At 46.2% G+C, this 21,999-nt stretch carries 24 protein-coding genes and 2 tRNA genes; 15 read left to right on the top strand and 11 right to left on the bottom strand.

The genetic code is table 11. The features are described 5' to 3' along the window. Positions 1-108: 108 nt before the first annotated feature. On the bottom strand, positions 109-528 hold the full coding sequence (locus tag NWE96_03375) for a universal stress protein (GenBank protein ID MCW3983017.1): 420 nt from the start codon (positions 526-528) through the stop codon (positions 109-111). A gap of 251 nt (positions 529-779) precedes the next feature. On the opposite strand from NWE96_03375, the gene NWE96_03370 reads away from it, so the two are divergent. After that, a complete protein-coding gene (locus NWE96_03370; protein ID MCW3983016.1) occupies positions 780-1,376 on the top strand; it encodes a hypothetical protein in 597 nt (198 codons plus the stop codon). Positions 1,377-1,527: 151 nt separating this feature from the next. Here the strand turns inward: NWE96_03370 and NWE96_03365 are convergent, their stop codons facing one another. Both NWE96_03365 and NWE96_03360 read right to left on the bottom strand, forming a co-directional pair. After that, positions 1,528-1,833: a hypothetical protein gene (locus tag NWE96_03365; protein MCW3983015.1), complete on the bottom strand. Its 306-nt coding sequence runs from the start codon at positions 1,831-1,833 to the stop codon at positions 1,528-1,530. Between the two features lie 55 nt (positions 1,834-1,888). Continuing rightward, positions 1,889-1,965 (bottom strand) — tRNA-Val (locus tag NWE96_03360). 276 nt (positions 1,966-2,241) lie between these two features. Here NWE96_03360 and NWE96_03355 point away from each other — a divergent pair. Further along, a tRNA-Phe gene (locus NWE96_03355) sits at positions 2,242-2,318 on the top strand. A gap of 32 nt (positions 2,319-2,350) precedes the next feature. On the opposite strand, the gene NWE96_03350 is transcribed toward NWE96_03355, so the two are convergent. Both NWE96_03350 and NWE96_03345 read right to left on the bottom strand, forming a co-directional pair. Next, positions 2,351-3,289, bottom strand: a complete 939-nt coding sequence (locus tag NWE96_03350) for a tyrosine-type recombinase/integrase (protein ID MCW3983014.1) — start codon at positions 3,287-3,289, stop codon at positions 2,351-2,353. 700 nt (positions 3,290-3,989) lie between these two features. Further along, positions 3,990-4,397, bottom strand: coding sequence for a hypothetical protein (locus NWE96_03345; protein MCW3983013.1), 408 nt, complete (start codon positions 4,395-4,397; stop codon positions 3,990-3,992). 771 nt (positions 4,398-5,168) lie between these two features. Between NWE96_03345 and NWE96_03340 the strand changes: the two genes are divergently transcribed. Then, positions 5,169-5,723, top strand: coding sequence for a nitroreductase family protein (locus NWE96_03340; GenBank protein ID MCW3983012.1), 555 nt, complete (start codon positions 5,169-5,171; stop codon positions 5,721-5,723). Between the two features lie 11 nt (positions 5,724-5,734). On the opposite strand, the gene NWE96_03335 is transcribed toward NWE96_03340, so the two are convergent. Then, positions 5,735-6,322, bottom strand: a complete 588-nt coding sequence (locus tag NWE96_03335; GenBank protein MCW3983011.1) for a DUF429 domain-containing protein — start codon at positions 6,320-6,322, stop codon at positions 5,735-5,737. Positions 6,323-6,522: 200 nt separating this feature from the next. Between NWE96_03335 and NWE96_03330 the strand changes: the two genes are divergently transcribed. Together NWE96_03330 and NWE96_03325 are read left to right on the top strand one after the other, a co-directional pair. Continuing rightward, on the top strand, positions 6,523-6,687 hold the full coding sequence (locus NWE96_03330; protein MCW3983010.1) for a chorismate-binding protein: 165 nt from the start codon (positions 6,523-6,525) through the stop codon (positions 6,685-6,687). Positions 6,688-6,823: 136 nt separating this feature from the next. Beyond that, positions 6,824-7,156, top strand: a complete 333-nt coding sequence (locus tag NWE96_03325) for a winged helix-turn-helix domain-containing protein (protein ID MCW3983009.1) — start codon at positions 6,824-6,826, stop codon at positions 7,154-7,156. Here NWE96_03325 and NWE96_03320 read toward each other — a convergent pair. From NWE96_03320 to NWE96_03300, 5 genes are read right to left on the bottom strand one after another with little or no spacing between them, the layout of a single operon-like run. After that, positions 7,139-7,810 (bottom strand): delta 1-pyrroline-5-carboxylate synthetase, encoded by a 672-nt coding sequence (locus NWE96_03320; GenBank protein MCW3983008.1) that lies wholly within the window; start codon positions 7,808-7,810, stop codon positions 7,139-7,141. The genes NWE96_03325 and NWE96_03320 overlap by 18 nt on opposite strands. Beyond that, a complete protein-coding gene (locus NWE96_03315) occupies positions 7,801-8,868 on the bottom strand; it encodes a H4MPT-linked C1 transfer pathway protein (GenBank protein ID MCW3983007.1) in 1,068 nt (355 codons plus the stop codon). Before NWE96_03315 ends, NWE96_03320 begins: the two co-directional genes overlap by 10 nt. A 9-nt stretch (positions 8,869-8,877) precedes the next feature. Further along, positions 8,878-10,101: an ATP-grasp domain-containing protein gene (locus NWE96_03310; GenBank protein ID MCW3983006.1), complete on the bottom strand. Its 1,224-nt coding sequence runs from the start codon at positions 10,099-10,101 to the stop codon at positions 8,878-8,880. Position 10,102: 1 nt separating this feature from the next. Then, positions 10,103-11,239 (bottom strand): tyrosine decarboxylase MfnA, encoded by a 1,137-nt coding sequence (gene mfnA, locus NWE96_03305; protein MCW3983005.1) that lies wholly within the window; start codon positions 11,237-11,239, stop codon positions 10,103-10,105. A gap of 1 nt (position 11,240) precedes the next feature. Continuing rightward, a complete protein-coding gene (locus tag NWE96_03300; protein ID MCW3983004.1) occupies positions 11,241-11,963 on the bottom strand; it encodes a hypothetical protein in 723 nt (240 codons plus the stop codon). Positions 11,964-12,223: 260 nt separating this feature from the next. Between NWE96_03300 and NWE96_03295 the strand changes: the two genes are divergently transcribed. The 10 genes from NWE96_03295 to NWE96_03250 all read left to right on the top strand — a co-directional run bounded on the left by NWE96_03295 (position 12,224) and on the right by NWE96_03250 (position 21,991). Further along, positions 12,224-12,844 (top strand): hypothetical protein, encoded by a 621-nt coding sequence (locus NWE96_03295; GenBank protein MCW3983003.1) that lies wholly within the window; start codon positions 12,224-12,226, stop codon positions 12,842-12,844. Between the two features lie 115 nt (positions 12,845-12,959). Beyond that, positions 12,960-13,511 (top strand): type IV pilin, encoded by a 552-nt coding sequence (locus NWE96_03290; GenBank protein MCW3983002.1) that lies wholly within the window; start codon positions 12,960-12,962, stop codon positions 13,509-13,511. A 603-nt stretch (positions 13,512-14,114) separates the two neighbouring features. Continuing rightward, complete coding sequence (locus NWE96_03285) at positions 14,115-14,861, top strand: hypothetical protein (GenBank protein MCW3983001.1); 747 nt, start codon at positions 14,115-14,117, stop codon at positions 14,859-14,861. Next, on the top strand, positions 14,862-15,302 hold the full coding sequence (locus NWE96_03280) for a hypothetical protein (protein ID MCW3983000.1): 441 nt from the start codon (positions 14,862-14,864) through the stop codon (positions 15,300-15,302). It abuts the gene before it with no gap. A gap of 5 nt (positions 15,303-15,307) precedes the next feature. Continuing rightward, a complete protein-coding gene (locus NWE96_03275; protein ID MCW3982999.1) occupies positions 15,308-16,888 on the top strand; it encodes a type II/IV secretion system ATPase subunit in 1,581 nt (526 codons plus the stop codon). Positions 16,889-16,892: 4 nt separating this feature from the next. Beyond that, positions 16,893-18,410: a type II secretion system F family protein gene (locus tag NWE96_03270; GenBank protein ID MCW3982998.1), complete on the top strand. Its 1,518-nt coding sequence runs from the start codon at positions 16,893-16,895 to the stop codon at positions 18,408-18,410. 159 nt (positions 18,411-18,569) lie between these two features. After that, positions 18,570-19,451 carry a hypothetical protein gene (locus NWE96_03265; protein ID MCW3982997.1) on the top strand — a complete coding sequence of 294 codons (882 nt, stop codon included), beginning with the start codon at positions 18,570-18,572 and terminating at the stop codon, positions 19,449-19,451. Next, the gene (locus tag NWE96_03260; GenBank protein MCW3982996.1) at positions 19,448-19,879 is read left to right on the top strand and encodes a hypothetical protein; all 432 of its coding nucleotides are present in this window, start codon (positions 19,448-19,450) and stop codon (positions 19,877-19,879) included. The genes NWE96_03265 and NWE96_03260 overlap by 4 nt, the downstream gene beginning before the upstream one ends. Position 19,880: 1 nt before the next feature. Next, positions 19,881-20,660, top strand: coding sequence for a hypothetical protein (locus NWE96_03255; protein MCW3982995.1), 780 nt, complete (start codon positions 19,881-19,883; stop codon positions 20,658-20,660). Further along, positions 20,642-21,991 (top strand): hypothetical protein, encoded by a 1,350-nt coding sequence (locus tag NWE96_03250; GenBank protein ID MCW3982994.1) that lies wholly within the window; start codon positions 20,642-20,644, stop codon positions 21,989-21,991. The genes NWE96_03255 and NWE96_03250 overlap by 19 nt, the downstream gene beginning before the upstream one ends. Positions 21,992-21,999 lie beyond the last annotated feature (8 nt).

Below are 21,999 nucleotides of genomic sequence, written 5' to 3'. Positions count from 1 at the left end.
AAAACACGCGTTTTAACGTAATAAAAATACAAAACTAAATCAAAACTTGTCTTAAAATAAACATGTATGCATACAACCTGTCGCTTTCGTGTATGCAACCAGATGAACTTACCGAGTAATTAACACTGGACACGGCGCCTTTTTTATCACACCATGACTTGTGCTGCCTAAAACCAACTCAGCCACAGGGTTTAATCCCCTTGCACCCATAACAATCAAGTCAAAACTTCCATCTTGAGCAGTCTTTACGATTTGGTCGACTGTATCCCCCTCAAGCAGCAACTCCTTAACCGCAACGCCCTCGGCTTTCGCTGCTTCTTTGGCGCGGTTCAACGCTGAGTGAGCTTCTTTTAGGGCTAAATCTCGCAGAATCTCCTGCGTGGAACTCATAATCACAGAGCTTCCCGCAGAGTAGACATTAATGAGCGTAACTTCGGAGTCCAGGTTTTTTGCCAGTTTAAACGCTTCCTGCAGAGCCCTAAATGAAGAATCAGAACCATCCACTGGAACCAAAATTTTCTTGTACACAACATCCACCAACAGACAATACACAATGACGCAACATTAAGGTTTCTTAAAAAACAAAAAAGCCCTGAAACGGCTGATTTGTTGTTCGACGGAGAATAGACCCACCTTTTTAAAGGCCAAACGATGAGCCAACATACTATTTTTTGTGCTCAAAAGATCATATTTCAGCCAGTTCGTCTTTAGTCAACGAGGGGTTAACAAAAGTTTAATTTACCTAAACCGCAAAATACACAAACCCTCGAGGAAACAACATGAAAAACCTAAAAACCAACAAACAAGCGCTCTCAAAAATGCTAATCGTGGCAGTTTTAGTTGCAGTTATAGTTGTAGCTGCAGTTGCCGCATATTGGTACATGTCACAAAACCCCGCTGCACCGCCCGCAGATTCAACGACTCCCACGCAGACTCCTGGCACTTCCGCATCAGTTTCCCCTTCTGCTACTGGAACGACAACCACAGGCGTATCTGGAGCCAACTCGTTACAATTCAAAGTTAGACTCACCGAAAACGGCCAGGTAAAGGGAACCTACACTTACATGGGTAAAAGCATCGGCACAGACAACTTTTCGATGCGCATAGAGTACACAGATGCTGATGGAGATTACATATACATCTTTAACGGAGCCACAAAAAAAGCCTGGACATACGACAAAGAGTGGGTTGACATCTCTGACTACTACGCTTCCCAGTGGAGCATCTGGGACAACCTTTGGAAAGGCTACACTACCTCTTTAGCATCTTGGGCTGGAACAGGCGACTACACCTACACCGACGGCACAACCACAGTCAGAATCTACGACATCTCCATAAACCCAACATTAGATGACTCATTATTCGTCCACACCTAACTCGTCATCCAAACTAAAATCAACCTTTTTCTTTTTTTACTTCATGTTGAATATGGAACGATACATTTTCAGATACCAAAATAATGTTGAAAACCACGCTGCTGCTCAGCGGCCTCTTTCCTTCTCTTATGTATACTCGGAAAGTTGGTTGCTACTTAGGTTTGCTGTGGATTGGATTAACGTGGTTGATGCCATAGTAGAGTGTCACCACAAAAAGTGCCACGAAAACCGCCGCAACAAAACCCGCTATGAGGTAGCTTGTTTGGTGGCTGGCTCTAATCTCAGCTATGTCGGGTAACGCGGTGGAGTTGCCATCTGTCTCCATCCCTGACGGATTCTGAATGATAATCAACCGCTCCAAATCGTTTTGAGCCTGCAAAGACAAAACCAAAATCGGCACGACTATGGCTACAGCCAAAAACACGGCTGCAAGGGCAAAAACAGCTTTACTGTACATAAAAACCCTCCATAGGACATTGATGTCTGCGATTTAATAAGGTTTTAAGAGGGCTTGGTGGGCCGTACCGGATTTGAACCGGTGATCTTCGCCGCGTGAGGGCGACGTCCTAGCCAGCTAGACTAACGGCCCACAGGATTCAGAATACATACTTTGCTTTCATAAAACCTTTTGGCTAACCCACACATAACCCTGCAAGGTACAGGCGAAAAAACAAATGTTTAACCTAAACTATGGAGAAAAAAAATACGATGGCATACTCATCTTCCTCTGCTTCTTCGGCGGCGCACTAGCAGGTTACCTTTTGATGAACCACCAAGCCATACTCGGCATCTAGAGACAACGCCGACAAATCAGAAACATTTAAAACATCACAGCATACTTTTGTTTGGATATCCCAGGATATGTGCCGAGGTAGCTCAGCCTGGGAGAGCGCTCGGCTGAAGACCGAGTTGTCGCATGTTCAAACCCTGCCCTCGGCACCATCATGGTAATTTGGAATAAACCTGCGACAGGTTTACTTTCTCTTTCTAAAGAACCTTGAATCCTCAAGAGTACACACAAATTCAAAGCCCTGCTCGATTAGTTCAGCTATTTCTTGTGGTGTCTTTGCAACTTTGCAGATGAATGAATCGTCTTTTTCAACATCGATTAGTTGTGTGTATAGCAGGGTATTCTTGATGTTTTTGTGTCCGAGAACTTGCATTACATGGAGGATATCTTTGGTTTTGTGGTATTCTGTTGAACCTTTCCAATGTCTTAGAGTGTGGAATGTGATTTTATTTAGTCGCGGATTGCCGAGTTTTTTCGCTTGTCTTTTTCTTTGTCGCTCAAATGTTCTTCTGAGGTTGTTTAGGTTAAGATAGAGGTTGAATAGTCGTTGTTTTTCTTTTGGGAATGCCGTTAGCATGTTCAGGAGTTTGTTTGAGAGTCTAAAGATTCGTGGGTTGCTTCCTTTTTCAGCGATTAGACTTAATGTTCTTCCTTCGAAGTCTATATCTGTCCATTGAAGTCGGTAGATTTCGCCAGCTCTGGCACCTGTTTCTTTTGCTATTTGAAGGAATAGAGCAATTTCTTTGTTACATCCTGCTATTACGTCGTCGATTTCTCTTTCTTGCGGTATGAATGGGAGTTGTCGTACTGCTTTGTATCGTGGTCTTTGCCATTTTTGCCCTGTCCATTTAGCGTATAAATCGTATGCGAAAACCATTACTTCTTTCATTGAGTCTTTCCAATGTTCCTGCTTTGCTATTGTTTCTTTGACGCTTTCGGGGTTGTTTAGGTCTGCACCTAGCGCAATTAGTCTTCTTAGTCTTACGCCTCTGCTGATAATGGTTGTTTCTTTGTAGCCTTGTTTTTTCATGTACCAAAGGAATTCTGCTATTCTTGCATCAGAGTTTGTCTGTATAGTGGTTGTTTCTCCCGCAACAGTTTTTGTTTCTGTTGCAGTGTCCAATTTTTTCGCCTCTAAATCAGCGCATAATTGGCTAAACCCATATGTTGGAACTTCTAGATTTAAAGTTTTAGAAGAAACACTAAACCTAAAACCACACTCTCGACAGATAAAACGTTGAACACACCCAATACTTGTCTCCCTCAATCCATCCTTCCAATTCTTAATGCTATGACAATTAGGACATTCTCTACTTGCCACTTCACCTCCTATCAGATTAGTCAACGTCTGCGAATCACCAAAACCTCCACAGACACTTTTCCCTTTTTAAACAAGACTGATATGTCATGTGAGGTTTTGTGAAAAGAAGCCTAATTTAAGCTCCTTTTTAGAGCCTAAAAGTCTATCCAGCAAAAGAACGCTCTGTGTAAGCATCTTTTTTTGGCCTTTTTTTGCTTGCCCGCACATCTGAATTCACAAGGTTAAGAAAGATAGCTCGGCGTGCTTCGCTTGCCTCGCACGTTCCAGGCAACGACGCACACATCGCTTCGCAAACCGCTTTATTTTTGCTCGGATTTACGTACTCCTTGAGTGCTATCCTCGCAAAAATTGCCCACTGGGCACGACCGCGGATTTGCTTCGCTTGTGTGTGTTAAGCGCCTCGGTCGTCTTAGCGGATGACCCCACCCTATAGGGGTACCCACGCACTCCTCCCACGGCGCGAATTTGTAAGTGTTTATGTTTTTTTGTGAATCGATTTAGCTCACCACAATACCAAACATATTGAAATTAAAACGAACACTACCGCGACAATAACTTCAATGAAGGCAAGTACAACAAATAATGATACAAAAATTGATAAGAAACCCACCAGAAATGGCGTTATCGCAACATCTGTCAGCATACTACAGTCTTCTTGTGCATCGCGACAGCAAGCAATAGCAAAGAAAAATGCCGAGTAAATAAACAAAACTATCGTTATCATCAGAGGGAAAGCTATGATTAACCTTTGGGTAATAACAATAGATAAAGTCTCATTTATCTTAAGGTCAAGAAGACTTTGTTTAAATGCATCAGGACTCTGGAATAATATTATCAACGCTGTGAAAAAGATACTGCCCAAAAATGCTGAAACCGCAGAAAAAGTACTAACACCCTCTCTATTAACCATACCATACCTTCCAAATTGCTTTGAAATAGATGAACTAATTAGTTTTTTGGTTTGGTAATTCTTTTATAAAAACCTAGAAAACGCATTTCTCTTTAAGGTAGTCGGTCGTGTTGTAGTCTTGTTTGAATTGTGCAAATCAGTAATCAAGTAGGAGAGCGCCTTACGGTAAGTTCCACTCACAGCGAAGACGTTTGGAGAATTTTTTAGTCTGAGCGTCAGAAGTGTTGTATGTTCTCGACGATGCATGGGTAATAGAAGCCTATTTCGACGTTGTCGGTTGTTTTCTTTTTTTGCAGATTTTTGGGTTTGATTGGGTTTTTGGGGAAATCTGCTTTGTTTATCAGGTGTAGGTGGCACATGATTGAAGTGTTGGGGGTTTTTGTTTTTAGTATTTATGAATCAGAAATCAGTAAAGGTGTCCTGAATTGTTTATCTGAAAAATCTGCAGGCGATTTTTAGGTTAATTCAAGAAGTTGATGCGCGCCGTTACATGTCTCTTCCGATGACTTGGATGTTGTCTGTGCATGCGTCTAGTACGCAGCCGCATTCTGGGCAAACGTGACGGTCAATCCCTGCGTCTATTTCGAATTTGGGTTTAACCATTTTTTTACAGTTCTTACATTCCACAGACGTCTCAATTACCCCCGAACATTATACTAATGGGCAAGGCGATGTATATCATTTACGTTACCCCGCACCCGCAACCACTGCAGCCAATATGGCGCTACTTTATAAGCGGGCTTCGTCTCCAAAATTTAAGAGGTTAAACAATTGGAACTTGACGTTTGCATCAAAGGACGAAGAAGTGTACGCGCCTACACAGAGGAACCCGTCTCCAAAGAACAGATCGAAGCCGTTTTGGAGGCAGGCACATGGGCGCCAACAGGTATGGGTCGCGAACCCTGGCGTTTCATCATAATCGAAGACAAACAACTTATAAAACTCGTTTCCGACGAAACCAAAGAACTCGCAAAGAAGGCTATGCCGCCTCTTGCCGCACAGTTCTCCACCGGCAAAGACGTTATCTGCTACAATGCACCCGTGTTGGTGCTGGTATGCACAGAGAAAGACCCGCAGTGGAGCAACGTGAATCTGCTAGACTGCGTCCTCGCCGCACAGAATATGTTTCTTAAAGCCTACGAGTTGGGGTTGGGAACCTGCTACATGGGTTTCGTGAACTTGCTAAACAACAAACCCGACGTGCTGCGCAAGCTGGGTGTGCCACAAAACTGCGAGATGATGGTGCCCTTCATCATCGGTCACCCTAAAACCCCGCAGGGTAAGGGTAAACGGCAAAAACCCAACATCATCAAATGGGTCAAATAGGCGTTTTTCGCCTACAGTTTTTTCCCTTTAGGCATAACGATTCCTGCTTCTTGGTCACCGTAAACGACTGCTTCGCCCTCAAGGTAGAGTTTGGCAACGTAGGCACATGTGGCAGCGTCCAATTCATGATCACTTTTGGCGTCGGCCAAGCCGCTGATGCCCAGCTTCTCCAACCCCATCCGCAACCCATCCAACCCCCGCTGCTTTCGTGGGATACCCAACACGTCTTGTGCCCCGCCGGGGTACGCTTCAATCACCCTGTAACCGCATGTTTGGAAGGTTTCTTTGAGCTTGATGCCACGAACGGTGAGTTTACGCATGGGACCAAGTGTAACGGGGAAGATTTTTATGCCCATTTTGAGCAGTGCGCGGTCGCTGTCTCTTAGGTGGTTTGCGGTGCGTTCCTCGATGGTTTTCCGTCCGGGCGGCAGACAGAGCGGGGCGTCTATGGCGATTATGGTGGGGTTGCATTGGAGGGTTGCCTCGATTATTTCTCTGTCACCGAAGAGCAGGCTGGTTTTTGCTTGGAAGCCGTTTAAGCTACAGAAGCCCGTTGGCCTGGTTGGTACGCCTGCTAAGTCTAAACCTACAATCGTCATTTGAACAGACTTTGGTTGCTGAGCTAAAAATTTGTTGCGCCCCCGCGCATGGCGCCTCAAGCGCTTGCTTACTGACCAAAAAAACCGTTTTTTCTCCATAAAACCCCCTAAAAGAAGCCCAAATCAGCCGTATTTACTGTTGACCATCGAAAGTGTTTTAAATAGATACATGCGATAACGTTCACGCAGAGGAAACAATCATGGCAAAATGCCCCACATGTGGAAAAGAAGTTAAAAACGCAAAGAAAACGTGGAAAATGGCTGGGAAACCAGACAAAAAAGGAAAAAGAACACAGCTCACCATCGCACTCTACGACTGCTGCGGTAAGACTTTCCGTGAAGTCTTAGACAAGAAAAAGATCTAAACCTCACCTTTTCCAAATCTCTTTTTTCTTTTTTCACGTCGCTTTTAGGCTGTGGGCACCCTCTTTGTGGTTGCGGTGTTCCTACAACAAACGTTTAATTGCTTGGTTAAACGCCAACTCTTTGGAGAATAAACTTTTGTCCAGCAACCACAACCACAAACGGGACCGCATCCAAATCATCGCAGACATCCTCTGCACCTGCCGAAACCCCCAAACCCAAACCTACATACGCCGCCAAACCTGCGTTTCCTACTCGGTTTTGCAGAGTTGCCTTATGCAGCTGAGGGTTAGGCAATGGCTGTCGGAAGTGGACGGGGCTGATGGGTTGAGGAAGTGGGCGATTACGCAGCGGGGGCAGGAGTTTTTGGAGAAATGGTTTGAGTTGCAGAATTTGGCAGGGATAAAGAACAAGCAACTGCCGCATCGGGTTTATCTGCGCAAAGAGATGCAGTTAGCTGCTGCTAATTAGGGTGCAGATTGTCTTTTTGTTTTTCAAGACTGCTTCAACCCGCGTTGGGTGCTGTCCGTTGAGTACGTAGCAGTCGATTCGGTACTGCTGTAGCAGTTTGGGGAAGGCTTTATCGACGCTGGTTCGCCCCAACTCTGAGAGATCGACTGCCGTTAGTTTCTGGATTAGCTGGGCTTTTTTATCCACTTTAGGGTTGCTTGTGAAGACGCCGTCAACGTCCGTGACAAACAAAACCCTCTTCGCTCCCAACCGAGCGGCAAGGTAGAGGGCGATGGAGTCAGAGGTGACATCCCAAGAATTCTCCAGCGGGTCCTCTTTGAAAATCAATTGTGAAGGCAGAAAAATCGGCAACTTACCCGACTCGATGGAGGAGTTTACGTCGCCCACCCCCCATACAACCACAGAATCAAGAACCAAATCTGCCAGAAGCAACCCGTACTGATCCATCGCCAAAACAGCCATCCGATGCGAAGCCACATTCGACAACCCAAACCGCTTATCCACGTCTCTCACGGTATCCGCGAATTCCGCGCCCCCCGGCACTACAACCAACTTATACTCCTTTGAGAGAACACACAGTTTCTGGAATAGCGCGCGCAATTTTTGTGGCTCTGCGGCGAGGCTGCCTCCGACTTTTATTACGGTTAAGTCCATCTGATTGGTTCTCCAGTGTATTTGGTCAGCGCCATCAGCGCGACGCCGACTGCAGGAGTCGCCAAAACCGCCTGCTTAGGCAACAACGATTCCAAGTCGATTATGGCGTCGGCGCCTGCGTTTTGGGCAGCTTTGCGTGCAAGAAAGTCTTTACCCAACCCCGTAACCACGATGGGCACCTCGTTAGGGGTAAGGGTTTTTGTGAATTTGTAAACTCTGCTTAAGCCTTCTGTGATTTGTTTGAGTTGCTGCTGATAGATGTAGCGTGCCATTTCTTTGATTTCTGATTCAGTTAGCATTTCCGTGTCGGCACAAACCACCCGCGCAAGCCTCGCCATAGCCTCGCCAACGCTTTTGCCTCGCCCGTCAGCAGTTTCAGAAGTATAACTCATTTCATCAATGTGACCTAAAACGCGGTGCACGTCACCTGACTGGGCAAAAAGCTCTGACGACACCCCTGCAAAGCCGCCTCGCAGTGGAATGGCTTGGACGATTACTGCGACGTTTGTTCGCAAGCTGCCTGTGTAGACGAGTTCACCGCAGAAGAGTTTGTCAAGATCAGTTTTTCCCTGAGCCGCCACTTTGCCGTGTGCGATGGGTATGATGCTGGTGCTTGTGCTCCCTACATCAATCACAACGGCGTCTTTTAGGTGCTGAGCTACCACCCAACCCGTTGCAGCCCAATTCGCCGCCGCCACACGAAGCGGTTTTGCTTCTGCCTCTTCAACCGACGAAAAAGCCGCATCCGTATTCAATACATTGATGACTGTGTGGGGGAAAGCGGTTTTTACGCAGGAAAGAATGTGGTGTACTCCTTCGCGTTTGGTTTGGTATGCGTCGGAGAGTTCAGCGGTCATGGTTAAGCCTAAAACGTCGATTCTTGATGTGCCGAGTTGCTCTTTGAGGGTTAAAAGTACGCTGGGCAGTTTCTGTGGGTTCTTCCAAATCGGAAAATATTCTGAGGCGACCTTTACCTCAAGCACTTTATCGCCTTCACTGCGTATGAGTGCGGCTTTTGTATTCGCACCCCCCACATCAAAACCCAAAGCGTAAACCACAGTTCCACCTCAACCCGTAATTCTGCTAAGGCTCTTTTTAGCTTCTTCTAAACCCGACTCAGCTTCTTGAACGGTATCGCCGTATCCCATGACAAAAGCTGCCGCTTCCGATGAGTCCACTAAGGGAAATGGCGGAGAAACAACCCCATTTACTCTGATAGCTCGACGATAAGCACCCAATGAAGGAGTTGGGGTCAGCGTCTTTTCGAAGCAAGCTACACCCCGAATTCGTGGTTTCTCAGGTAGTTTCCCACCAATTGCTGCGTTAATGATTGTCTCGGCGACGTTTAAATCACTGACTTGGCGCAATCCTATGTACGAAGTCGTCAACCGCGCATTAACATCCAACACAAAAACCTCCTTCGCCCCCAAAACCACATCCACCCCAACGTAGCCCCGCAAACCAGAAAACGCCTCCACAACCCTCTCAGCAACAGCAAACGCTGCCTGCTTCAGCGGGTGATCGAAGGGGACGTAGCCGCCAAGATAGCTTGATTCACCTTTAGGTGGGGTGAGGTTGATTTGTTGCTTGTTTAGGCTTATGGCAACCGCTTTTTTGCCGTTGCAGATAAGGCTGACGCTTGCCGGTATACCTTGGGTGAATTCTTGGGCGAGGAACTGGGGGTTGATAGTTTGGGTTTTTATTTTGTTTAGTGCAGCCTCGATGTCTGCGGGGTTGTTGAGCAGGCTAATTCCGCTACAGCTCGTGCCGTCTGAGGGCTTGAAAACCAGTGGATATGAGAGTGTGGCGTAGATTTTTTTTGATATATCAGATGGTGTATCGTGTACGTTTAGCGTGAGAGTTTTAGGTGTCGCAACACAATTTTTCTGCAAGGTCTCCATTAATGCAGCCTTGTCGGCAACTTGCGCGATTGCAGCCGCTTGACAATTCAGGGAGGTTTTTCCCGTTCCTTCAACCGTTTTCACGAAGCCCTCAAGGACGCCTGCGGTTTCAGGGGCAACAACATAGAAAGCATCATAGTTTTTTGCGGCGTTTTGCAGGAACTTTTTTGGTTCATGCGCATAGAGTACTTGCATAGTGTAGTTGGCACCTGTTGGAGCATCAACCTTGGCTAGTCGCTCATCCAGCAAAACTGTGACTTCGTGCCCCGCAGCTCTAAAATCAGCAACCACACAACGTAACATAGCAAACCCCTCCGCCAAAACACCCGCAGGCAACGGTTGCCCCGCGTATCCACCACCTGAAACATGCTCGTAAACAAAAATCCTCATACTAAACCGCCTTCGCCTCTTTCAAGTCCCGCATAAAAGCCACCGCGTCACGGCGTTTGATATGGGGCATTACGACGATTCTTATGCAGTCATAGCGTGAAATATAGGAAACAAACCATCCCCGATGCCGCAGTTGGTCGGCGAGGTGCTTTGTGTTTTCTCCTCGGAACCCGATTACGTTTAATGTTGGTTTACAAAGAAGATTAAAGCCTTCTTTATCAAGGGTTCTGGCTAAATAGCGGGTGTTTTTCATGCATTTTGCCACCATCTTCTGGAAGCCTTCTCTGCCTAAAACTCTAAAAACAGCCCAAGCAGACGCCGCTGAAGCGCCCGCCCGCGTGCCAACGAAAGTGTACTGGTGTCTGTCGGTTAAGTAGGGAGTTTCGGTTTTGAGGACGTCAAGCATTTTTTGGTCTCGGAAAAGGATGCCACCTGCTGGGATCGTAGCTAACCCCATTTTGTGGGGGTCAACGGTCACTGTTTTGACGCCTTCCAAAGAGAAATCAAAGCATGGTTTGACTCCGTCCAAGAAGGGGATGACTAAACCACCGAAAGCCGCATCCACATGCAAATGCACCCCATGCCGCAATGCAATCGTAGAAAGTGCATCGATGGGGTCAACGGCGCCCAGTTCAGAAGTTCCAGCGGTTCCAACTATGGCGACCGTGTTTCTATTAATCAGCGCTTCAACTGCGGCTGGCTTAACCCGATAAGCATCGTCCAGCGGAGCATAGACGGGTTTTATGTTGAGCATGTTGCAGATTTTTGTAAAAGAAAAATGGGCAGACTGCGGCAGTACAACCTCGGGGTGCTTCTTATTAGCGGTGTTTTTTGCGGCGAGAATTGCAAGCAAGTTGGCTTCGGTGCCGCCTGAAACGATAAAGCCACAAGCCGACGCGCTACCAAGAAGAGTTGCCAGTTGAGAAACAACTTCCCGCTCAAGCTGTGCAGCGACTGGGAAAAGCCCGCTGTCACCGAGGTTTGATTCAAAAAAGAGTTTAAACGCTTTTTTCGCAACGGGATGAGGCGTGGTGCACATGGAACAGAAAATTCGCCCATCTCGGTATTTCTGGTCAAGGGCGCACCTCTTTTTGAGTTCTGCAACTACATCTTTGAGTTTGACACTTTTCTGCTGCAAACTAAGCCCTCTTCGCCTTCTTCACGGCTTCCGCCAATTCCGCCACCAATTCACTAGTAATTTGCCCTTTGTTGCGGTCGTTGCCTGTGCATGCAGCGCCTCTCAACCCCGCTATATCAGCGCCCAAACTGTACACTGTTGGTAAATCCTGTTTTCGCAGTGCCCCTGCCAACGCTGCAGACAAACCAAAACCGTGGGCGGCTTCGACGAAGGTTTTGAGTTGTGTGTGGGTTTGGTGGTCAAAGAGGCTTTTGCCGTCTTTTGTGGCTGTATCAAGCATTGCAACCTCAACCGCTGCATCGTAGGCTATTTTCGGGATAAGCGAGGGCTGTATTGTGCCTATTTTTTCTGCGTCAGCGTAGCCGGCGGCCACGACTTTGATTTTTGGGTTACACTCCTTGACGGCGCGATTAACTTGTTTTAGTAGAAAAACTGCTTCGTGGGGCGTTTTTACTCCGTAGAGCCCAACTTTAACATAGTCAACTCCCAACGATGCCGCACCATGGGCTGCAAGCGACACAGAACCGGGAAGGTTTGGCACATCGCCCAATGTACAGCTGACCTCTATGCCTTTTGGTGTCAGTTTCCTGATTTTTCGGATAACCCATGGATAATTGGCTCCGAGTGCGCCTTCTTTTGGGTTTTTGACGTCGATTATGTCTGCTCCTCCTGTGATGGCTTCTTGGGCTTCTGATGTGTTTGTGGGGCTGATGAGGAGTTTCAAGGGTATCACAATGATGCGGCTGTTTGAAGGTTTTAAAGGTTTTCCTGCTTTGGGTGGGTGTGTTTTTTTTGTTTTGTTGTTTATTGGTGATTCAGATTTTGAAGTTGTGTTCTGAAGCAGTATAGTGTGTATTAAATCTCTCTACAGAAGATATTTATAAAGAAAACACACTATGTGCTTTCAAGATGATATCGTATGATACACGACACACAAGTTCAAACTAAACCCAGACCCACACACCTAGGAGGTGAAATGAAACAATGAACTACAACACTTACCGCCGCTTGATGAAAAACAAGTACGCACTAAGCACCGTCGTCACAACATTAATTATCCTGGTCATTTCAGTGCTGTTGGCAAGCGTAGTCACATACTTCGCTATCAACGTCGTCAGCACTCGTGTCCAAGAAGAAAGCCTACACTTAACCAAACAACACATCTGGCACAACTCCACTGCAACTTCTGGGTCCGTCGCTTACTCTCAGGCTTCTCTGATGGTGATTAACACTGGTGGTAGAGACATCGTCATAGACAAATTAGCCGTCCGAGGTCAAGAATGTGCATGGAACAACTCTGGCGGTTCAAACGAACAACTTGTCCTCTACTGTACAACAAACAACCCGATATCGGCAGACATGTCATACATCCACAACTTTAACGTTACTGGAGCTAACAGCATAACATTCGACAACGTAGCATATGACTTTAAAGTAGCAAACAGTGACCTAGTGCTCCAATCAGGTTACACACTGCTAATCTACATCGTTAACCCTGACTCAATCACCATAAACGACATCGGTCTAACAGTTAGCATCACACTATACACAGCCCAGGCAATGTACTACAGAGAAGCAAACGTGCAGGCAGTATCATCCTCATAAAAATAAACCCCTTTCTCTTTGTCTTTCTCTTTTCTATAAAAATATGTGTAGTTTTTTTTACGCACACAATCACATATCCAAAAATCGTGTATTTGATTTTTCAGTGACATAAAAAATGAGAAACATACTAAAAAATAGATATGCATTAAGTACAGTCGTAACAACGCTGATTATCCTCGTCGTTTCAGTGCTACTCGCAGGAGTCGTCACCTACTTTGCCATCAACGTCACAAGCACCCGCGTTCAAGAAGAAAGCTTGCACCTTACAAAGCAGCACGTATGGTACGCAGCCAACGGTACAACCTATGTTGGTCAAGCAGCAATCATGATCATAAACACTGGCGGTAGAGACGTAGTCATTGACAAACTAACCGTCAGAGGTCAAGAATGCGCATGGAGCAACGTATACTACAACGTCACAACTGACTCTGTCTCTGCAGACTTAACCTTCCAAGAAAACTTGGGCGGCTCAATGACTATCGGCAGTACAGCATACGAGTTCGTTGCAGCATCTACTGACTTGACACTTGAATCAGGTAAAACCATGATAATCTATATCAACAACCCTGACAGCATCACCGTCAACGACATCGGCCTAACAGTTGCACAGACCATCTTCACATCGCAAGCAATGTACTACAAAGAAACCAACGTAGAAGCAAGCTAAACAAAAAACACTAACAAACCATAACCCCAACCCCCCACAATATTTCTTTTTTATCTTTTCTTTTTTAAAATCATGAAATCCGTCTAATGCACAATATTTTATAATTTTTTGCTTACTATAGAATTAATTTTGTTTTTTCGACTTTTTGTGTGAATGCGGCAACCTGGTACACTGCACGATTGCAAAGGGTTGTAGTTGCATTTTGTGTTTTCCTCCAGATTCAGTCCCTTTTCGGTAGGGACTGGGATTTTTTCCACGATAACAACGCAACCGCTACGTTGAAACAGCGGCATGTGAATTTGAAAACATTTTCTGCCATAAGGACCAAATAAACACCAAAATGTTGAGGGAGTGGATGTTTAACGCGCTACACTACTCCTTTAGAATCATACAATCAATCTCCAACACGAAGGCCGCGTCCTGTTTAGCAAGTGTACTTTGTTTTACGCACAAACGGTCATAATCATTTTCGCTATCCATCTACATTAAAGACACGCGTACCGAGGATTCCGATTGAAAATTAATAGACACAATCATCATGTGCAAAGATTTCTCCGCTCTCGCTTAGCCGTTGCGCTGCCAGTTACATTCCTGATCCTCTTTGTGTCTACGCTCGGGATCGTTGCCTTCACCTACTACTATTCAGTGGAACGTGTCGGTGCACAAGGAACAAACCTCAAAGTTTCCACCGCCAAACAAAACATGCTCTCACTAGATTCCGCCATAGTTTCGACTCTCTGGCAGCCCGGCTCCTCAGCGACATATGAACTTTCAGATTCAGGCGGCAAAACACTCATCGAACCACAAAACAACACTCTCAGACTGCAAATAAACAACGCTGAGATTTCCCAAACCATATTTGACTCCGCCATAGGCAAAGTTACCTACCAACTTCCCTATTCCAGCTCCTCCCAGACAGGGCTATTCCTCAAAGGCGACAGCAACTCAATCACCAACCAAAGTGGTGCTTCAATAAGCCAACTTTGCATCTCAAATGGTGTTGAATACGCTGAAATCCAGTTGCGGTACCGCCCAAGTATAACTTACGCTGTAACAGGCGTAGATGACGGCAGAGCGATCAACAACATCCGCGTCTACATCGTTAACCTCAATCAATCCCAAGCCATAGCGCTCTACGGTGGTCTGCCGCTCCAAGCTACATGTAAGGCAACCGAGTTCTCGACTAAAACCTTCCAAGTTTCCTCAGCAGTCGATTCATTAACTGTTACCGCAGACTTGGATGGCTCAGTTACAAGCTTGGTTATACCAGTTACCACAGCTGCTCAGGGCGCCCAGATCAACTTAGAGATGGTTGTTTGCAGCGTGTCACTTGAGAGGTGGGTTAGATAGATGCCCAGTATAGTTCCAGGTTACGTGTATTCGCTGTTTGCTGCTTTACTTGTGGGCGTAATTGTGGTTTGCAGTTGTAGTGTAGCAGCTGCAAACATAAAAGCCGACGCAGAAGTGCAGCAACTAAGAAACATAGGAAAGTATGTAGCATCTCAGAGTTTAGCTCTGATTTCAAGCACCAGCAACGGCCAGAACACTAAGCAGTACTTAGATATGCCCTCGCAGGTGGGCAATCAACCCTTCTGGATACGAATCGCAAACGACTCCTCAAGTGCTTGGGTTGAGATGGGTTTCGGAACAAGCCCCCTCTCGAGCTGTATGCAAGAGAAATTGCCTGCTGCGGTCACAGCATCGGGTGGCTTTATCAGCAGTACCGGCCGCGCTGTTTTGGTATGCAACGTTGAAAACCAGATTGCAACTTTAACATTAACAAGTGAGTGAGATTTATGCCTAAAATTGGAAAGAAAAAACAACAAGAAGTTCAAGTCGTACAGCAAGCTCCAGATGAAGAACTCATAGCGTACCTTGGCATCCAAGGCTACCAAGTACCTGAAGGGTACACACAAGTAGAAAGCTACCCGCTTAACCCTCCATTCTCCTATGCTTGGGTGTTCCAAGACGACGCCGAAGGCAGCTACTTCTATGTCGTGGATGAGTTGCCGATGTCGCGTGAAGAACGTGAAGCCTACAAACGCCTAAAAAGCATACTTGAATACGAACTCAAAGCTCCAAGTGTAGATGAGTCTCTTGTTGATTCTTTCCGTCGCCAATTACCTGCGATTCTTCAAGACCACAAAGAAGCCCTGGCTGGAACAAACAAGGTGGGGCAAAGAAAAATCATCTACTACCTCGAAAAAGACCTTATCGGGTACGGCAGAATCGACGGCCTCATAAACGACCCCTACATCGAAGACATTAGCTGTTTAGGCATAAACAAACCCGTCTACATCTATCATCGCAAATATAACAACGCCCGAACTAACATAACTTTCACTAACGAAGAAGAACTCGACGACTTCATAACACGCATAGTTCACCGCCAAGGCAAACACGTCAGCATCGCCCACCCCATCGTCGACTTGACCCTGCCAGGCAAGCACCGTCTGGCTGTCTCTTTTGGAAAAGAAACCACACCTGCAGGCACCAGCTTCACGATCAGAAAATTCAGAGAGGATCCCTTAACCATCGTTGACTTGATAATGAACGAAACCATCGACGAATCTATCGGGGCCTATCTTTGGATGCTTATGGAAAACAAGATGTCAGTTATGGTCGTTGGTCCTACAGGTGCAGGTAAGACAACCGCCTTAAACGCTATTGCATGTTTGGTTCGTCCCGACTACAAGATGATTTCCGTAGAAGAAGTTCAAGAAATCAACCTGCCGCAGGAAAACTGGGTCTCAACCATAGCCCGAACAGGATTCGGCGGAGACAGCGACGGAGAAGTCACACTCTACGATCTCATTAAATCAGCTGTGCGGCACAGACCAACCATGATTCTTGTAGGCGAAATCAGAGGTGAAGAAGCGTACGTGCTATTCCAAGCGCTTGCCACAGGTCACGGCGGTTTATGTACCATGCACGCCGACGACGTCGAAACAGTAGTCAAACGTTTAACTCAGCCTCCGATGAATATTCCTCCGACGATTCTTTCATTGATGAACTGTGTTATTGTCGTTAAACAGGTTAGAAACAGCAGCTTTAACCCGCATGATCGAAAAGGTTCCACTCGTAAATTCACCAAAATAGCCGAGATAGATAACACAGGTCAATCCCACGACGTCTTTACTTGGCAACTCTCCTCAGACACCTTCCAAAGCAACTTGTCTAACAGTTATCTGTTCAAAAAAATCGCTACAGCAGTGGATGTCCCCGTCAGCGTCGTTATGCAGGAATTTGAGCGCCGAAAGAAAATCTTGTTAAGCATGGTTGAGCACAACCTGCGTGACTTCCGAAGCGTTCACAAAGCTCTAAACAGTTCACTGAACCTTGAAGCGCTAAACCAAGAGGTCGCTGAGGTACCGTAGAAAGATGCAGAAAAAACCACGTAGCGGTTTTTTAGGCAAATTATTCGGTGAACTCAACAAAGCTACTAGTGAAGAACGTGAAAAAACTGAGGCTGAGCTGCCTTTTGCAGTCATGATTTTTACGCTTATGGCTGCAAGCGGGATATCTCCGTATGATAGCTGGAAGAAGATGCGTAAACTAACCTTTTTGCCTGTGTTCAAGAAGGAGGCTGACGAGGTTGTGCGGCAAGTTGAGGTGTTGGGTAAAGACCCCTTGACTGTTATGTATCAACGTGCTGAGGCAACCCAGTCTAAGCTTTATCGTAACTTTTTAGGCGGTTTTGTCTCGTCAGTTCGCAGCGGAGGCAAACTTGTTGACTACATGAAAAGCCAGCTTAAATCAATCTTTGAGTTGCGTTACATTAACTTAAACCGCTCAATCGAGCGGATTGCTGCTTTGGTTGAAGCATACTCAGTTATGTTAATAGTGGTTTTGTGCACCTACATCCTCTTCGTGGTATTTTCCTCGTCGAGTGTTATGGACCTTTTAGCAAGCACTTCCATTTCAATTTCTCCTTCAATGTCCTACATTATAGCGTTTGTAATTATGCCTGTGATGTCAGGTATCTTTATTTTGATGGCGCATAACATGCAACGAAGCGCTTTTCCTGACCTAAAGGACCTTTATAAAAAAGCAATAATCTTCACTGTTCCCGCGTTCGTAGTGATCGGTGCATTTGGCGCTGTAAAGTCGCTTCAGGACGCCATCAAACCTCTTGGCCTCGCTGAAATAACGACAATCGCCCTCGTCGCCACATCACTGCCAATTGCCATCCAATATTATCGTATTTCGAAAATCAACTACAACGCTGAAGAATCAATTCCAAGCTTCATACGCGACATCACTGAATCCCAAAAAACAGGTCTGTCCCCAGAAAAAAGTATCATTCAAGCCACCAAACGCAAAGACTACGGAAGCTTTTCAAAATTCCTCGTTTTGATACGAAGCCAGATTGAATGGGGTATTCCTTTGCGGAAGACTTTTGAGAATTTGAAGAAAGAAATTCGCAGCTGGTTTGTCATCGTAAACTTTGCCATGATGGTAGAAACCCTTGAAATCGGTGGGAACTCTATCCAATCCCTTGAGATCCTCTCAGAGTACAGTGAAAAAGAGCGCGAATTACAGGTTAACCGTAGAGCGCTATTGAAGCCCTACATTCTTTTGGCATTCATGTGGAGCGCATTAATTGCAGTGACTACTACTATCGTAGCCTTAACCACGACGATGATGACTGGCATCGTAAGCTCCGATCTTTCCTCAGTAGCCATGATCGCCATGCAAGACCAACTCAAAGTGTTCTCTGTAGGCATTATAATTCAATGTTGGATCTCCGGGTTCTTCATCGGAAAAATCAGCGAAGGCAACTTTGGTGCAGGCTTCAAAATTGCTGCGATGCTAGCTGCAACTGCTTACCTTTCGCTGGTGCTTTCTCAGGTGTTGCTGGCGGATACATTCAGTATAGTTAAACCTGGAGGTTTATGATAGCTGCCTTCAACCACCTTCGACACTTTCTTTGCATGCACGATCATCGTTGCTGTAGCTTTGATAGCGACGGCTTTTCTGGGTACAACTCTGCATGCGCGTATTGAAAGTTCGCAGGATGCGAATAAAGACAGTTATCTTAGAGCTTTAGCTGACAGGATGGTAACATACGCGGGTAGTCCAGTGGATTGGGGTAAAACCAATGTTGTACCCGTTGACTTCGGTTTGGCATTGAATACCGCCACCAGAATCTACGAATTGGACATCGATAAAATATGTCGTCTATCTACTCTGAACTCCCACTCATTGTCACATGTAGATTTAGCTGTTGCTTCAAAATTAACCAATATAGCCATGGGGATATCGCTCTCACAAACCCTAACTATTAGTTTAGAGCAAACAAACACCTACACCGCAGGAGACGACACCTACACAACATTGGCGGTTTCCACCGCAATCGAGTCTAAACCCTCCAAAGCCAACCTGCAATGCTACCTCGTGGCCCAAAACTATCAATACAACGCCACCGCCACAATCACCACGTCAGGCACCACAGAAGTAGTCTTCCATTACCCCACTATTTCCGCGGATGATGCTTTAGTGGTCGTTTTTGCTAGGGCGCCTTTTGATGAACGTGTAACCTCGTATGCAGTTTACAATTTTGCCAGCGGCCAACAAGAAACAACGCCTGCCAGCACCGCTCTATCGCTTAGCCCCTTGAATTACACTTTAAGTTTCAACCAATCTGGGGGTGCCTTGATTCAGAAAATGTACACGTTTAGTTACCTGCACCAGTACATCACAACTTCGCAAGGCGGCGAATGTGCCATCCCACAACTCATCGACCACAGCCCCATAGTAATGATTGTATGCGGCGAAGTGGAAGGGCAATACTTCCAAGAATGGACAAGTTACCCACAAATTCCCCTATCCGTGGGGTCAAGTTTCGCTAATTCTGAACGTAACGTATTCTCCTATATGGTGACCGTTAACGGTGTACTGTACAAGCTTGACGTAAGTTTAGGAGACCTGAACCCTTGAGACTGCTTAAGGACCGAAGAGGACAAGCACGCGTTATTGAAGCATTTTTAGCGTCTATGCTTTTGCTTTCCTGCTTGACCCTTATCCCTGCCCAAAGCAACTTTCAGAATGTCTCTGCAGGTAACGATAACTTGGAGTCTATGGCTGAGAATGCGCTTTTAAGCTTAAACAGCGATGGACAGTTATCGAAATTGATTGACTCCCGCGACTGGACAAACCTTAGTGCCTGCATCGAAGCAGCATTGCCCCTTATGGTGTGGTTTAACTTAACAGTCTACAACGCTGACGGCGAAGCATTGAACACTTATCCAATCTGTAACGGCGGCGCCGTAAGCAACAAAATCGCCTCTGTAGAATACGTTTGCGTTAGCCCTTCCAGTACGTTTGCGGTTTATGTGTTACAGTTACAGTTGGCGAAGGTGGACTGAGATGGCAAAGCGAAGTTTCAAAAGCAATTGCCGCGGTCAAGTGCTCGTCGTCACCGCTTTGTTGGTGGCTTTGCTCTTGCTTTCAACGGCTATCTACGTGATTGAAGTCGGGAAAAACGTGCCCGAAGCTCAGCAGGTGGAGGGTACCTCTTTTGCAGTTTATAAGACGAGTTTTAGAAGCGCATTAATCAGCGCCTTAGCCAACGTCACAGGCGGCGGAGACCGCAACGTTTTATCTACCGATTTATCCGCACTCAAAGCAACGATCCTTGCTCACTCTTACAAAGCAATGCTCACAATCGAATACAGCACCCAAAATAATGCTCCCTACTCGGATGGTTTCTGGATTTCTTGGGGCACAAACGGAAAGGGCGTTTCCAGTGTCAGTTCAAGTTTTGATTTAAGTGCGTCTGGCTTGTCTGGGTCATCAGAGTTGCAGTTTGCTCTAAACGTAACATCCGCCTTGGAGTATTCAGGTACATACATAAGGTTGGCTGACAACGCAAAACAGGTCACCCTAACCATAAAAGTCCTAAACGAAGGAACCCCTGCCTTGGCGCAAAACTTTACCGTTTACATAGACCATGATGGAACAACATCGACTGTTGATTGGGTTGAAATAACTTCTCCAAACGTTGTCGACTTCGGAAACGGGACATATAGGGTATCGTTCGTGGAAGATACAGCTGAAAGAACCAGCCCCGTCATAGTTTCGCTTTTATGTCAAGATAAACGTGGAATACTCATAGGAGCAGAAGCGACATGCACACTCACAGGATAAAAACAACTATAAAATCGTTGACGATCAATGCAGTTTTGCTGTTAACTTCAGCTATGCTTCTTACAAACACTTCTGCAGCACAAATTAACCCCTCAATCCAATTTGATAACAATGTAGCATCAGACTCCACTGGAACCCTGAACTGGGAAAAAATCTACGGTGGCTCAGGCGACGACCGCGCCCTCTACACTTTACCGTTAGAAAGTGGCTTTTTAGTAGTCGGCTCCACAAAATCTCACTCTGACGCCACCGAGGGCTGGGCGCTTCTGTTAAACAGCAGCGGCAATATGGTCTGGAACCGCACTTATCGAGAAGGCACAGGCACCGAACTCCGCTACGCCATAAGCTTACCTGACGGTTTCCTGTTGATCGGTAACCAACTCTTAGCAGGCGACGTCAACGGCTACATAGCCAAAACCGACCGGGACGGAAAAATTGTGTGGACAACAATTGTCGGAGGAGAAAACATAGACAAACTCTTCGCTGGCGTAGCAGACAGCAATGGAGACGTGACGGTTTTTGGGTTAACTTTTCCAGATGGCAACAGCGCTAAATCTGCAGGTTGGGCTGTCAAACTCGACGCAGACGGAGGGGTGGTTTGGCAGAAAATCTACGGCCAAAGCCAAGACACGGCTTTGCGCTCCGCAATCAACACCGGAGACGGCTACGTCGCAGCAGGCTACACAGACCCCACAGGTCAAGGTAACTACGACTTCTATCTCCTAAAAATCTCCTCAGACGGCACACAAATATGGAACCAAACCTACGGTGGCACTGACAGCGAAAAAGCTTACTCAATGGCCATTATCCAAGACGGCTACGTTTTAGCAGGTGAATCCCACAACGTGCAAACCGACGGGGATGCCTTAGTCGTCAAAGTGGACTTCGACGGAAAACTGCTCTGGAGCAAAAGCGTCGGCGGAGCGGGTGCTGACTCAGCTTCCAGCATTATCCCTGCAAGAGATGGAGGCTTTCTGGTTTGTGGTTTTACTTTTAGTTTCGGCGCGGGACAGCGTGATTTTTGGCTGTTTAAAATCAGCTCTGAGGGGCAAGTTTTGTTTAGCTGTGCATTGGGCGACTCTGCCTTTCAGGAGGCTTATGGCGTAGTGGATTTAGGCGGCGACCGATACTTCTTGGCTGGCTGGACTGACCCCGCGGGGCAACCTGAACTGGTCGGAAAAGCAACCTACGACTTTTGGATAGTGGAAATCAACGTAACCCAACAACCAAGCCTCTCGACCATGCATTTAATTGTGGCTTTTGCGGTGGGGATAGCTGCGGTTTTAGTGGCTCTATTTGTGCTCTTTAGAAAGAGAAAAACAAAAAATTGAAGAGGGAA

The organism is Candidatus Bathyarchaeota archaeon (assembly GCA_026014685.1).
Classification (GTDB): Archaea; Thermoproteota; Bathyarchaeia; order Bathyarchaeales; family Bathycorpusculaceae; genus Bathycorpusculum.
This window is presented reverse-complemented; position numbering and strand designations above follow the sequence as displayed.